The sequence below is a fragment of the Streptomyces venezuelae genome (assembly GCF_008642315.1).
In the GTDB taxonomy this organism is placed as follows: domain Bacteria; phylum Actinomycetota; class Actinomycetes; order Streptomycetales; family Streptomycetaceae; genus Streptomyces; species Streptomyces venezuelae_D.
The window spans coordinates 6,297,992-6,310,491 of record NZ_CP029192.1; the positions used below are offsets into that span (position 1 = coordinate 6,297,992).

12 protein-coding genes and 1 pseudogene are annotated in these 12,500 nt (G+C 74.1%); 8 read left to right on the plus strand and 5 right to left on the minus strand.

Translation table 11 applies throughout. From position 1 onward, the window contains the following. Window positions 1-7: 7 nt before the first annotated feature. Window positions 8-1,216 (minus strand): hypothetical protein, encoded by a 1,209-nt coding sequence (locus tag DEJ48_RS27615; protein ID WP_223832222.1) that lies wholly within the window; start codon window positions 1,214-1,216, stop codon window positions 8-10. Between the two features lie 587 nt (window positions 1,217-1,803). On the opposite strand from DEJ48_RS27615, the gene DEJ48_RS27620 reads away from it, so the two are divergent. Genes DEJ48_RS27620 through DEJ48_RS27630 form a run of 3 tightly spaced genes read left to right on the plus strand, consistent with a single transcriptional unit; the run spans window position 1,804 to window position 4,763 of the window. Further along, window positions 1,804-2,655 (plus strand): Nif3-like dinuclear metal center hexameric protein, encoded by an 852-nt coding sequence (locus tag DEJ48_RS27620; protein WP_150218935.1) that lies wholly within the window; start codon window positions 1,804-1,806, stop codon window positions 2,653-2,655. Then, window positions 2,652-3,395, plus strand: a complete 744-nt coding sequence (locus DEJ48_RS27625; protein ID WP_190538060.1) for a zinc ribbon domain-containing protein — start codon at window positions 2,652-2,654, stop codon at window positions 3,393-3,395. Before DEJ48_RS27620 ends, DEJ48_RS27625 begins: the two co-directional genes overlap by 4 nt. A 36-nt stretch (window positions 3,396-3,431) precedes the next feature. After that, window positions 3,432-4,763, plus strand: coding sequence for a bifunctional RNase H/acid phosphatase (locus DEJ48_RS27630; RefSeq protein WP_150218937.1), 1,332 nt, complete (start codon window positions 3,432-3,434; stop codon window positions 4,761-4,763). A 63-nt stretch (window positions 4,764-4,826) separates the two neighbouring features. Here the strand turns inward: DEJ48_RS27630 and eda are convergent, their stop codons facing one another. Next, entirely contained in the window at window positions 4,827-5,477 is a 651-nt protein-coding gene (gene eda, locus DEJ48_RS27635) for a bifunctional 4-hydroxy-2-oxoglutarate aldolase/2-dehydro-3-deoxy-phosphogluconate aldolase (protein ID WP_150218938.1), read from the minus strand. 95 nt (window positions 5,478-5,572) lie between these two features. Then, window positions 5,573-6,379, minus strand: a complete 807-nt coding sequence (gene yaaA, locus DEJ48_RS27640) for a peroxide stress protein YaaA (RefSeq protein ID WP_150218939.1) — start codon at window positions 6,377-6,379, stop codon at window positions 5,573-5,575. Window positions 6,380-6,553: 174 nt separating this feature from the next. On the opposite strand from yaaA, the gene DEJ48_RS27645 reads away from it, so the two are divergent. Then, window positions 6,554-7,996 (plus strand): RNB domain-containing ribonuclease, encoded by a 1,443-nt coding sequence (locus DEJ48_RS27645; protein WP_150218940.1) that lies wholly within the window; start codon window positions 6,554-6,556, stop codon window positions 7,994-7,996. On the opposite strand, the gene DEJ48_RS27650 is transcribed toward DEJ48_RS27645, so the two are convergent. Both DEJ48_RS27650 and DEJ48_RS27655 read right to left on the minus strand, forming a co-directional pair. Next, window positions 7,978-8,697 carry a hypothetical protein gene (locus tag DEJ48_RS27650; protein WP_223832223.1) on the minus strand — a complete coding sequence of 240 codons (720 nt, stop codon included), beginning with the start codon at window positions 8,695-8,697 and terminating at the stop codon, window positions 7,978-7,980. The genes DEJ48_RS27645 and DEJ48_RS27650 overlap by 19 nt on opposite strands. Then, complete coding sequence (locus DEJ48_RS27655; RefSeq protein ID WP_150218941.1) at window positions 8,694-9,533, minus strand: MerR family transcriptional regulator; 840 nt, start codon at window positions 9,531-9,533, stop codon at window positions 8,694-8,696. The genes DEJ48_RS27650 and DEJ48_RS27655 overlap by 4 nt, the downstream gene beginning before the upstream one ends. Before the next feature lie 177 nt (window positions 9,534-9,710). Between DEJ48_RS27655 and DEJ48_RS27660 the strand changes: the two genes are divergently transcribed. The 4 genes and pseudogenes from DEJ48_RS27660 to DEJ48_RS41115 all read left to right on the plus strand — a co-directional run. After that, window positions 9,711-10,163: a DUF4260 family protein gene (locus DEJ48_RS27660; protein ID WP_150218942.1), complete on the plus strand. Its 453-nt coding sequence runs from the start codon at window positions 9,711-9,713 to the stop codon at window positions 10,161-10,163. After that, window positions 10,156-10,686, plus strand: coding sequence for a TetR/AcrR family transcriptional regulator (locus DEJ48_RS27665; RefSeq protein WP_223832225.1), 531 nt, complete (start codon window positions 10,156-10,158; stop codon window positions 10,684-10,686). Before DEJ48_RS27660 ends, DEJ48_RS27665 begins: the two co-directional genes overlap by 8 nt. Window positions 10,687-10,753: 67 nt before the next feature. Continuing rightward, window positions 10,754-11,635 carry an AraC family transcriptional regulator gene (locus DEJ48_RS27670; protein WP_223832226.1) on the plus strand — a complete coding sequence of 294 codons (882 nt, stop codon included), beginning with the start codon at window positions 10,754-10,756 and terminating at the stop codon, window positions 11,633-11,635. 19 nt (window positions 11,636-11,654) lie between these two features. Continuing rightward, window positions 11,655-12,437, plus strand: a pseudogene (locus DEJ48_RS41115) (DMT family transporter); the annotation flags it as partial. Window positions 12,438-12,500: the final 63 nt, after the last annotated feature.

Consider the following 12,500-nt stretch of genomic DNA (forward strand, 5'->3'; position numbering starts at 1 on the left):
GGCGAGTCTAACCGCCCGCCGCCCGCCCGCCGAGGGGTGCCTGCTGCAAGGGGACCGGGCGTGTCGCGGTGGGCTTCGGAGGCTCCGGCGGAGGCGGCGGAGGGGCGGGCGGCGCGTCGGCCTGCGGCGCTTCGGCGACGGGGGGCGCGGCAGGTCCTGTCACCCGCGCGACCCCGCACGGAGCGGCTCCCGTCGCGTACGGCAGACAGAGTTCGCCGTCCCGTGTCCACCAACCCGAACCCGTCAACCACCCCGCGGGCGCGGCGAGTTGCTGCACCTGCCGTGCGGCGGGCCGCCACAGCCCGAGCCAGCTGCCCGCGCCGGCCGGGAGCGTGGGCCCGTCGATCCGCAGGGCCACCCCGCACGCCTCCGGCGTCAGGACCTGCCCCGGCTGGATCGCGAACGGCGTCACGGTGAGGTCGGGCAGACGCAGGCTCTCCGGGAAACGCACCGGACGCGTACCGCCGAGGACGCCCCAGCCCAGGCGGTCGTCGCCCGGGGCGTCGGAGCGGATCAGGAGCAGTCCGCTGTCGGCGTCGGCGAGCAGCAGCCGGTCGTCGCTGTCCTCGGAGATCTGCAGCAGGGGGGAGACCTCGCCGTCGCGCTCCAGGTCCACCGCGACCGTCTTGGTGCGGCCGTCCAGTTCGCGGTCGAGGGCCAGCATGCGGTCGGTGCCGTCCAGCCAGACCCCGCCGGAGCAGCGGCCCGGCACGGCGGCGAGGTGTTCGGGCCCGAAGGCGCCGCCCGCCACGAGCCAGATGTCCGAGGAACGGGTGCCGGGCGCGACGGCGTAGGCGCGGGTGCCGCCCGGCGCGGGCGGCAGCAGGGTCAACTCCCCGCACTCCACGGCCCCCAGCGGCACCTCGCCCGTGCCGGGACCCGTCGGATACAGCAGGGTGAAGACGTGCCGCTCGCTCACCACGCGGTGGACGAGGACGCGGCCGTCGGCCATCGGGAGCACTTCCGTGGACGGTTCCTCGGGCTGGTTGCCGGGCAGCGGCACCGCGTACGGCTCGGCGGAGCCGAGGGTCCAGCGTTCGGGGTACCAGGCGTCCGGCGATCCGGCGGCACGGGCGAGGCGTGCCGCGTACGACCCGTCGGCCGAGATGGTGCAGCCCGCGGTGCGGGCGGGTGTGCGGACCCGGATGCGGGCCCGGGCCGGTGGCGGCGGCTCCGGCGGCGCCGGGGGCGCCGTCGGTGCTGGTGGCGCTGTCATCGTGAGTGTCACCTCCGGCCCCGAAGCTAGTTTTCGCCCGCACTGACGTGGCACCGACGGGCGTCCGCTTCACACAGAAGGGTGGCGATGCGCTGATTCACCTGAGAGGGCAGGGGCGCGTGTGCTGTGCCCTGCGCCCCGCGAGGGCCCGCAGACGCCATCGTTGAGTGTTGAGCAGACGGGGCTGCGTTGGTGGGCCACCTGGGGGCCGGGGTCGTTTGGTGGGTGGCGTGCCCCGTCAGGGGCGCGGGGAACTGCGCGCTCGGCCCGCGAGGGCCCGCAGACGCCTTCGCTGCGTGCTGAGCAGACGGGGCTGCGGCCGTGGGCACCCGCGGGCCGGGGTCGTTTGGTGGGTGGCGTGCCCCGTCTGGGGCGCGGGGAACTGCGCGCTCAGCCCGCGACGGGGTCGCAGACGCCAACGCTGCGTGCTGAGCAGACGCGTCCGCGACCGTCCGCACCCGCGCGGCGGGGCCATTCGGTGATGGCTGGCCCCGCCAGGGGCGCGGGTCGCGGGCCGGTCCGTAGCCGACCCGTAGCGGTAAGTAACGCACGACATGCCGAGCGCAGCGGGAAGGTAGCCTTTCTCCGTGCCCCGTCTGTCTGAAGTCATCGCCGCGCTCGACGCCCTGTGGCCCGCCGATCTGGCCGAGAGCTGGGATGCGGTCGGCACGGTCTGCGGCGACCCCGATGCGGAGGTCTCCCGCGTCCTCTTCGCCGTCGATCCCGTCCAGGAGATCGCCGACGAGGCAGTCGCGCTCGGAGCCCAGCTCCTGGTGACCCACCACCCCCTCTACCTGCGCGGTACGACGACGGTCGCGGCGTCCACCTTCAAGGGCCGGGTCGTCCACGACCTCATCAAGCACGACGTCGCGCTGCACGTCGCGCACACCAACGCCGACCGCGCGGACCCCGGCGTCTCCGACGCCCTCGCGGGCGCGCTCGACCTCCGTGTCGTACGGCCGCTCGTGCCGGACCCCGCCGACCCGCGGGGCCGCCGAGGCCTCGGCCGGGTCTGCGAGCTCGACCACCCCGTGACCCTCGCCGAGCTGGCCGGGCGCGCGGCGAAGCGGCTGCCCGCGACCGCGCAGGGCATCCGCGTCGCAGGCGACCCCGACGCACTGATCCGGACCGTCGCGGTCAGCGGCGGCTCAGGCGACAGCCTCTTCGACGACGTGCGCGCCGCGGGCGTGGACGCGTTCCTCACCGCGGACCTGCGCCACCACCCGGTCTCCGAGGCCCGCGCGCAGACCCCGCTCGCGCTGCTCGACGCCGCGCACTGGGCCACCGAGTGGCCGTGGTGCGAACTGGCCGCCGCGCAGCTCGACGAAATCTCCGACCGTCACGGATGGGGACTGCGCGTCCACGTCTCGAAGACGGTCACCGACCCCTGGACCGCCCACGCGGCCGCACCTCACGACTCAACTGGAGCCCCCAACTGAACGCCGCGCCCGCCGACCAGATCCGACTGCTCGACGTCCAGGCCCTGGACGTACGCCTGCAGCAGCTCGCGCACAAGAAGAAGTCGCTGCCCGAGCACGCCGAGATCGAGTCGCTGAACAAGGACCTCGCGCAGCTGCGCGACCTGCTCGTCGCCGCGACGACCGAGGAGAGCGACTGCGCCCGCGAGCAGACCAAGGCGGAGCAGGACGTCGACCAGGTCCGCCAGCGCGCGGTCCGCGACCAGCAGCGCCTGGACTCCGGCGCCGTCACCTCGCCGAAGGACCTGGAGAACCTCCAGAAGGAGATCACCTCGCTCGCCAGGCGCCAGGGCGACCTGGAGGACGTCGTCCTGGAGGTCATGGAGCGCCGCGAGTCCGCGCAGGAGCGCGTCACCGAGCTCACCGGCCGGGTCTCGTCGGTCCAGTCCAAGATCGACGACGCCACGGCGCGCCGTGACGCCGCCTTCGAGGAGCTCGACGGCGAGACCTCGACGGTCGGCAAGGAGCGCGAGGTCGTGGCGGGTTCCATCCCCGCCGACCTGCTCAAGCTCTACGACAGGCTGCGCGAGAAGCAGGGTGGCATCGGTGCCGCCAGGCTCCACCAGCGGCGTTGCGAGGGCTGCCGCCTCGAGCTCGACATCACCGAGGTCAACGAGGTGAAGGCGGCGTCCCCGGACACGGTGGTGCGCTGCGAGAACTGCAGTCGCATCCTGGTCCGTACGTCCGAGTCCGGCCTGTAAGGACGTAAGGGCGTAGGGACGTAAGGACCTCTGGACATGCGCGAATTCATCGTCGAGGCCGACGGCGGCTCCCGGGGCAACCCGGGGCCCGCGGGCTACGGCTCGGTCGTCATCGACGCGGCCACGGGGGAGACCCTGATGGAGGCCGCGGAGTACATCGGCGTCGCGACGAACAACGTCGCCGAGTACAAGGGCCTGGTGGCCGGTCTCAAGGCCGCCCACCAGCTGGACCCGGCCGCCTCGGTGCACGTGCGCATGGACTCCAAGCTCGTCGTCGAGCAGATGTCGGGCCGCTGGAAGATCAAGCACCCGGACATGAAGCCGCTCGCGGCGGAGGCGGCGCGGATCTTCCCCTCGTCCCAGGTGACGTACGAGTGGATCCCCCGCGACAGGAACAAGCACGCGGACCGGCTCGCGAACGAGGCGATGGACGCGGGCAAGCGGGGGGAGCAGTGGTCGCCGTCGGCGTCCACGGCGGAGCTCGACGCGCGTGCGGCCCGCTCGGCGGCGGAGGCTCCGACGGGCCCGCCCGGCGACGCGGCGGCGGGGGCTGCCCTCGCGCGGGCGGCGATGGCGGGGCGGGGCGGCGGGGCTGCCGGTGCCGGTGTCAGCGCCGGTGCTGCCGGCGGAGTCTCGGGTGACGGTGGTGTCGCCGTGGCGGAGGCTGTCGACGCCCGGGCCGCCGGTAATGCCTCGGGCAGCGCCGTGCGGGCCCCGCGGGCCGGATGGGCCGCGCCCGCCGATCTCGGTACGCCCGCGACCTTCGTGCTGCTGCGGCACGGCGAGACCCCGTTGACGCCCGAGAAGCGGTTCTCCGGAAGCGGCGGCTCCGATCCCGCCCTGTCGGACGTGGGGCGCGAGCAGGCGGAACGCGTCGCCGCCGCGCTCGCCGCGCGCGGCACTGTGCAGGCGATCGTCTCCTCGCCGCTCAAGCGCTGCCAGGAGACCGCGCACGCCGTCGCCGCCCGTCTCGGACTCGACGTACACCTCGAAGACGGCCTGCGCGAGACGGACTTCGGGGCGTGGGAAGGGCTGACGTTCGGCGAGGTGCGCGAGCGTTCGCCGGAGGAGTTGAACGCCTGGCTGGCCTCGCCGGACGCGGCGCCGCCGGGCGGCGAGTCGTTCGCCGAGGTCACCCGTCGCGTGTCCGCCGCGCGCGACCGTCTGACCCGTGCCCACGCGGGCCGCACCGTCCTGCTCGTCACGCACGTCACGCCCATCAAGACGCTGGTGCGGCTCGCGCTCGGCGCGCCGCCGGAGTCCCTGTTCCGCATGGAGCTCTCGGCGGCCTCGGTGTCGGCCGTGGCGTACTACGCCGACGGCAACGCGTCGCTGCGCCTCCTCAACGACACGTCGTACCTGCGCTGACGTCATGCGGGTACGCATGCACGTACGCATGCGTGCACCCATGCACGTACGTGTGCGCCGGCACTAGCGCAGGGACGCCGCCTCGCGGGCCAGCGACTCCACGCGGTCCCAGTCCTTCGCGGCGACGGCGTCGGCGGGCAGCATCCAACTGCCGCCCACGCAGCCGACGTTCTTCAGCGCGAGGTACGAGGGCGCGGAGTCCGGGGTGATGCCGCCCGTCGGGCAGAACCGGGCCTGCGGCAGCGGGGCGCCGAGCGACTTCAGGTAGGCGGTGCCGCCGGCGGCCTCCGCGGGGAAGAACTTCATCTCCCGTACGCCGCGTTCGAGCAGTGCCACGACCTCCGACGTCGTCGACACACCCGGCAGGAACGGCACGCCGGAGCCCTGCATCGCGTCCAGCAGCGTGTCCGTCCAGCCCGGGCTGACGAGGAACCGGGCGCCCGCCTCGACGGACTCGGAGACGTTCCGTGCGGAGATGACGGTGCCCGCGCCGACCACCGCGTCCGGGACCTCCGCGGCGATGGCGGAGATCGCGTCGAGTGCGACGGGCGTCCGCAGGGTCACCTCGATCGCGGGCAGCCCGCCCGCGACGAGGGCGCGCGCCATCGGCACGGCGTCGGCGAGGTCCGAGACGACGACCACGGGGACGACGGGGGCGAGGTCGAGGACGGAGGCGGGGGACGGGGAGGCGGAGGCGGACGCGGGAGAGGTCATGGGGGCATCCTGCACCTAGGCATGCAGCATGCGCAAAGCCCGTTGCAAATACTGCAACGGGCTTGAGCTGGGGTCTCCGGGTTCGGCTTGCCCCGTCAGTGGATCTCGCGCACCACGACATCCAGTGCCCACGGCCTGCCCGCCTTGGTGGGCGCCTCCGCCTCCACCACGTGCCCCAGGTCGCGCAGCGCCTCGACCAGTTCCGCCGGGTCCTCGGGGTTGGTCCCCGTGGTCAGCAGGGACCGGACGATCCTGCCCTTCGTCGCCTTGTTGAAGTGCGACACCACGGACCGCTTCTCGGCGCCGGTCTCCTCGTCGACCTGCGCGTGCAGCACGCGGACGGTCGCCGTCCGGCCGGCGACCTCACCCTTCGGCTTCCACGCGGCGGCGTACGCGGACGAGCGGAGGTCCAGGACGAGACCGTCGCCGGCGGCCTCGGGCAAGACGGAGGCCATCGGCGTACGCCAGTACGCGCCGAGTGCGCCGAGGCCGGGCAGCTTGACGCCCATCGAGCAGCGGTACGAGGGGATCCTGTCGTTCACGCCGACGGCGCCCCACAGGCCGGAGAAGACGAGGAGCGAGCGGGTGGCGCGGCGCTTGGCGGCGGTGTCGAGGGAGGCGAGGCCGAGGGCGTCGTAGAGCACGCCGGTGTAGACCTCGCCGGCGGGGCGGGCGCCCGCGGTGCGCAGCGCGGCGTTCTTCGCGACCTCGCCGCGCAGCCCTTCGCTGAGGCCGAGCACGGTGCGGGCCTTCTCCTCGTCCGCGGCGCACAACTCGACGAGCTCGTCGAGAACGGCCTGCCGCGCTTCGGTGAGACCCGGCAGCGACAGTTCTTCCGCCTTGAGCGGCGCACCACGACCGGAGGAGGCCTTGCCTTCGGACGGCGGCAGCAGGACGAGCACGGTGGGACTCCTTAGGGGGTACGGGGGAGGGGTGCGGCCCCTGCGAAAGGGTACGGGGCGCGTGGGGCCGGTTGCCGGGGCCGGGTTCGCGCCCCTGCTCCCGCAGGGCGGTGCGGGGTGAACGGGTGGGTGCGAAACCGTACAAGCCGGGCGCAGCCCGGATACGCTCGGCACATGCCTCGCCGCCACTTCCGCGTGACCGGCGCAGCCGACGCCCCGCTGCGGGCGGCGCTGCGTGACCTGCGTACGAGACTGGACGTGCCCCAGGAGTTCCCCGCCGACGTCCTCACGGAGGCGTCCCGCGCCGCCGCGTCCCCGAGACTCCCGGAGTACGACGCCACGGACCTGCCCCTCTTCACCGTCGACCCGCCCGCCTCCGTCGACCTGGACCAGGCCATGCACCTGGCCCGGCGGGCCGGAGGCGGGTTCCGCGTGTCGTACGCGATCGCCGACGTCGCCGCGTACGTCACCCCCGGCGGCCCCCTCGACGCCGAGGCCCACCGCCGCGTCACCACCCTCTACTTCCCCGACGAGAAGGTCCCCCTGCACCCCACCGCGCTCAGCGAGGGCGCCGCCAGTCTGCTGCCCGGGCAGACCTGCCCGGCCGCCCTGTGGACGATCGACCTGGACGAGGACGGACGGGCGGAGCGCACCGACGTGCGGCGCGCCCTCGTCCGCAGCCGCGCCAAGCTCGACTACGAAGGAGTGCAGTCCGCCATCGACGGCGGCACCGCGGAGGAGCCCGTCGCGCTGCTGCGGGACATCGGCCGGCTGCGCGAACGGCTGGAGGTCGAGCGCGGCGGCATCTCCCTCGACGTACCGGAGCAGGAGATCGTCGAGCGCGACGGAACGTACGAGCTCGGCTTCCGCGCCCCGCTCCCCGCCGACGGCTGGAACGCACAGATCTCCCTGCTCACCGGAATGGCCGCCGCCGAGCTCATGCTCGCCTCGGGCGCCGGCGTCCTGCGGACCCTGCCCACCGCCCCCGACGGCGCCGTGGGCCGCCTGCGCCGCACCGCGAAGGCCCTGCACATCGACTGGCCGCACCACGTGTCGTACGCGCAGCTCGTACGCTCCCTCGACCCCCGCATCCCGCACCACGCCGCCTTCCTCCAGGAGTGCACGACGCTGCTGCGCGGCGCGGGCTACACGGCGTTCCGGGACGGCCGGCTGCCCGAGCTCACCACCCATGCCGCCGTCGCCGCGCCCTACGCCCACTGCACCGCACCCCTGCGCCGCCTCGTCGACCGCTACGCCGCCGAGCTCTGCCTCGCGGCCTGCGCGGAGGCGCCGCCTCCGGAGTGGGCGCTCGCCGCCCTGGACGAGCTGCCCAAGGAGATGGCGGAGGGCACGCGGCGCGGCAATACCGTGGAGCGGGAGTGCGTCGACATCGTGGAGGCCGCCCTGCTCCAGGGGCGGGTCGGCGAGATGTTCGACGCGGTCGTGGTGGACGTCAAGGACGGCGAACCGGCCGTCGGGACCGTGCAGTTGACGGAGCCCGCGATCGTGGCCCGGATCGAGGGCGGTTCGGCCGGGCTGCCGCTGGGCGAGCGGTTGCGGGTCCGGCTCACCCGGGCTGACCCCGGCGCGGCGAAGGTTCAGTTCGCGCCCGCGTGAGAGGGGTCGGCGGCGCGGGCCGCCAGGTGTTCCTTCAGGGCCTCGTGCAGCCGCCGCGGCTCGTCCGCCTGCAGCCGCACCGTCGTCACCTCGCGCCGCTTCCCCAGGAGACCCACGGCGGTGACCGGTTCGGTCAGGGTGAGCGTGAGTGATGTCGTCGAGGCGACCGGCAGGGCGAGCACGCCGTCGGCGGGCTCGTGCGTGAACAGCCGCTCGGCGCGCACGGTGTCCACCAGCGCGAGCGGTATCCGCAGGTCCCGGTGCGCACCCTGGCGCACCCGCAGCGCGTCCGGCGAGAGGACGTGCGGGCGGGTGACGGACGCGGCGTGGATGCCGACCATCAGGATCACGCTGTAGACGTCGATGAACAGCATCACGGCGTGGGCGGCCGGGAAGCCGCGCAGCAGGACGGACATGCCGAACGCCTCGACGACACAGACGAACGTCAGGCCGTACATGATCGCCGCCTGGCCGCGGGCGTGCCCGAAGGCGCGTTCCCCCGCCGCCCGGTCCACCCCGTGGCGCCGCCGGGCCACCCACATCACGAGGCTGACCAGGACGCGGAGTTCGTGCCCGGCCAGGTGTCGGAGGGGGGCCGGGGTGATCGCCGTGAGCCGGTCCTTCCATCGGCGGAGTCGTGTGCGGGGGCTCGGGGTCCGGTTCGTGCGGGGGCTCGTGGTTCGGGCCGTGCGGGAGTTCATGGTCCGGTCTCCTTCTCCGTGCCGCGTTCCGCGAGCATCCGCATCGCGCGGCGTACCGCCTCCGCCTGCGCGGGCGCGAAGTCGGCGAAGAAGGCCTCCAGGAAGCCGTCGTCGCGGACACCGCGGCCGTCGGCCACCGCCAGCACGCCCTCCGTGCCGATCTCGGCGAGGAGCGAGTCCGGCAGCATGGCGGCGAGCGTCCGCGCTGCCGCGTCCACCTCGGCGGCGGTACGCGGATCCGCCGGGTCGGCGTCGGCCAGCGCGTCGAGCCGCGCGTACACCTCGTGGGCACGCTCGACCGCGCCCGGCGCCTCGAACGCCGGGCGGAGCGCGGTGAGGAAGGCGTCCCGGTCCTCCGGTGACGCGGTGGTGTCGAGCAGGACGAGGAACTCGCGGTCCTTCGCCGCCATCGCGGACTCCGGTCCCGGCCGCCCCTCGGCCGAGTGCGCCAGCTCGCCGAAGAAGGCGGCCAGTTCGGGGGAGAGCGGGCCCTCGGGCGAGAGGCGGCCGCGCTCCGCGTCGTCGAGCAGCGACCGCAGCCGTTCCCTGCTCTCGCGGATCGCGGTCTCCTGCCGCGCGAGGTCCGCGTCGAGTTCGCCGAGGACCTCGGTCAGCTCGCGGCCCGCGTCGTCCGCCAGGACGTCCCGCACCTCGGCGAGGCCGAGGCCGAGCTCCGTCAGCCGCCGGATGCGGGCCAGGGCGACGGCGTGCCGCAGGCCGTACTCGCGGTAGCCGTTCGGGCGCCGTTCGGGCTCCGGCAGCAGGCCTTGGTGGTGGTAGTGCCTGATGGCGCGCGTGGTGACGCCGACCAGGCCGGCGAGTTCTCCGATCCGCATGAGCTCAGTAGAAACGTTGACGCTGCGGCAAGGTCAAGCGCCGAGCGGGCGGTGTTCGGGGCCCGTCCTCGGAGAGTTCCGCCCCCACCCCTTGACGGCTAACTTTGTTAGCCATACGTTCTAGCTAACAAAGTTAGCCCGTGTAGCCGCAAGGCCCGAACCTCGGAGGAGGACCCCATGAGCACCCTGACCCACACCCCCACCGGCACCGCCAACACCGTCGACACCCCCGGCACCCCCGCGAAGCGCGCCCTCGCCGTCACCCGTCGTACCGCCTGGTTCGCCAACGCGCTCTTCTGGAGTGCCTTCGCCGTGCTCGAAGGCGTCAACCACGGCTGGCTCGCGGGCCTGCTCGCCGGAGCGTTCTTCATCGCCCCCGATCTGACGTTCCTCGTGGGCCTGCGGGACGCCCCCCACATGGCGAAGGGCCAGCTGCCGCCCCGCGCCGTCCCGTACTACAACACCGCCCACCGCGCGCTGCTCCCTCTCGCGCTCATCGCCCTCTACACCTTCACGCCCGTCGTCTGGGCGCCCGCCTTCGCCGCCCTGTGCGGGTGGCTCGCCCACATCTCGTACGATCGCGCCTTCGGCTATGGACTGCGGACGAAGGACGGCTTCCAGCGTGTCTGACCAGAACGAGCGCCTCACCCCCCGCGCCAGAGAGATCGTCGCGGCCGCCCGCGACCTCCTGGAGGAGTCCGGCGCCGAGAAGCTCACGATGCGCTCGCTCGCCGACCGGCTCGGCATCAAGGCCCCCTCCCTCTACAAGCACTTCCCCGACAAGTCCGCCGTCGAGGTGGAGCTCGTCGCGCAGATGCTCGACGAGTCGGCGGCGGCCTGCGAGGAGGCCGAGGCCACCGCCCCCGGCTCCCTCGACGCCCTGACCGAGGCCTACCGCGCCTACGCCCTGCGCCACCCCCACCTCTACCGCCTGGCCACCGAACGCCCCCTCCCGCGCCACGCCCTGCCGCAGGGCCTGGAGGAGCGGGCCGCGGCACCCCTGATGCGGGTCTGCGGCGGCGACACCGACCTGGCCCGCGCCGCCTGGGCGTTCGCGCACGGCATGGTGATCCTGGAGATCCACGGACGGTTCCCTGAGGGCGTCGACCTCGGGGCGGCATGGAAGAGGGGCTCGCGGGCGTTGGACCGGTGAGACGACGTGAGCCGCACGGGCCGTAGGGACGGTACCGGCGGTGATCCACCGGGGGAGCGGACAGCGCATGGACGACGGCATGACGAGAGCGGGCAGCCAGCCCCGCGAACAAGCCGTCTGGGCCCGCGCCCCCCTCGGCCCCCGCACCCCGCCCCTCGACCTCCTCACCGCCCGCTTCGACCGGCACCGCTACGCGCCGCACTGCCACGACGAGTTCAGCGTCGGCGTCTGTGTGGAGGGCCGGGAGGTCATCGACTACCGCGGCGGGCGGCTCGACGTGGGGCCCGGCTCCATCGTCGTCCTCGCCCCCGGCGAGGTGCACACCGGCGGCCCCGGCGCCGCGGGGGGCTACGCCTACCGCGCCATGTACCCGGCGCCGCCCCTCCTCGCCGAGGGAACCACCGCCGCACCGCACTTCCGCGACCCCGTGGTCGACGACCCCGAACTCGCCGCCGCCCTGCGCGCCGCCCACACCGAACTGGCCGCCCACGCCGACCCGCTGGAGGCCGAGTCCAGGATCCCGTGGCTGCTCGCCGCCCTCGCCCGCAGGCACGGCACCGCCCGCCCCCTCGACGACCGCGTCCCCGGCGCCGACCACATCGCCCGCGCCGTGCGGGGCCGGCTCGCCGACGAGCTGCTGACCCCGCCCACCCTCACCGAACTCGCCGCCCCGCTCGGCCTCTCCCGCTACCAGCTGCTGCGCGCCTTCCGTACGTCGACGGGGATGCCGCCCTACGCCTGGCTCGCCCAGCATCGCGTGACGCTGGCCCGCGCCCACCTGGAGGCGGGACTGCGCCCCTCCGAGGTGGCTCCGCTCGTGGGCTTCGCCGACCAGGCGCACCTCACGCGCTGGTTCCGCCGGGTGCTGGGGGTGACCCCGGCGGCGTACCGCAGCAGCGTCCGCGGCAGCGGTGTCCGTCGCAACAGCGTTCAAGACACCGGACGGTGACGCGGCCGAAACTGCCCGCATGACGGCACGCGCCTGGTTTCTCTTCTCCCTCATGGGTGTCCTGTGGGGCATCCCCTACCTCATGATCAAAGTGGCGGTCGACAGCGACCTGTCCCCGTCGTTCGTGGTCTTCACGCGCTGCGCGCTCGGCGCGGCCCTGCTGCTCCCGTTCGCCGTACGGAAGGGCGGGCTCCCCGGCGTCCTCAGTACGCACTGGCGTCCCATGCTCGCCTTCGCCTGCGTGGAGATCCTCGGTCCGTGGTGGACCCTGACCGATGCCGAACGCCGCATCTCCAGCTCCACGGCCGGGCTCCTCATCGCCGCCGTCCCGATCATCGGCGCCCTGCTCGCCCGCTTCTTCGGCGACACGGAACGCCTCGGCGCGCGCCGCCTCACCGGCCTCGGCCTCGGCCTCGGGGGCGTCGCCGTCCTCACGGTGCCCCACCTGACGGGCGGCGACGCCTGGTCCCTCACGGAGGTGATGCTCACCGCCCTCGGGTACGCCATCGCCCCCCTGATCGTGGCCCGGCACCTCCGCGACGTACCCACCCTGCAGCTGATCGCGCCCTGCCTCGCCCTGGCCGCGCTCGTCTACGCCCCGGCCGCCGTGGCGTCCCGGCCCGCCGCCATGCCCGACAGCGCGACCCTGGCGTCCCTCGCGGGCCTCGGCGTCATCTGCACGGCGCTGGCCTTCGTCGTCTTCCTCGAACTGATCAGGGAGGCGGGGCCGACCCGCGCGGTCGTCTTCACCTACGTCAACCCGGCCGTCGCGGTGGCGGCGGGCGTCACCTTCCTCTCCGAGCCGCTGACGGGGGACGTCGTGGCGGCGTTCGCCCTGATCCTCACCGGATCGGTCCTGGCGACG

What these genes read in the sequence shown, in the direction of transcription:
- DEJ48_RS27615 (WP_223832222.1), bottom strand. Translation starts at nt 1,216, where the DNA reads ATGACAGCGCCACCAGCACCGACGGCGCCCCCGGCGCCGCCGGAGCCG.
- DEJ48_RS27630 (WP_150218937.1), top strand. Translation starts at nt 3,432, where the DNA reads ATGCGCGAATTCATCGTCGAGGCCGACGGCGGCTCCCGGGGCAACCCG.
- eda (WP_150218938.1), bottom strand. Translation starts at nt 5,477, where the DNA reads ATGACCTCTCCCGCGTCCGCCTCCGCCTCCCCGTCCCCCGCCTCCGTC.
- DEJ48_RS27645 (WP_150218940.1), top strand. Translation starts at nt 6,554, where the DNA reads ATGCCTCGCCGCCACTTCCGCGTGACCGGCGCAGCCGACGCCCCGCTG.
- DEJ48_RS27650 (WP_223832223.1), bottom strand. Translation starts at nt 8,697, where the DNA reads ATGAACTCCCGCACGGCCCGAACCACGAGCCCCCGCACGAACCGGACC.
- DEJ48_RS27655 (WP_150218941.1), bottom strand. Translation starts at nt 9,533, where the DNA reads ATGCGGATCGGAGAACTCGCCGGCCTGGTCGGCGTCACCACGCGCGCC.
- DEJ48_RS27660 (WP_150218942.1), top strand. Translation starts at nt 9,711, where the DNA reads ATGAGCACCCTGACCCACACCCCCACCGGCACCGCCAACACCGTCGAC.
- DEJ48_RS27670 (WP_223832226.1), top strand. Translation starts at nt 10,754, where the DNA reads ATGGACGACGGCATGACGAGAGCGGGCAGCCAGCCCCGCGAACAAGCC.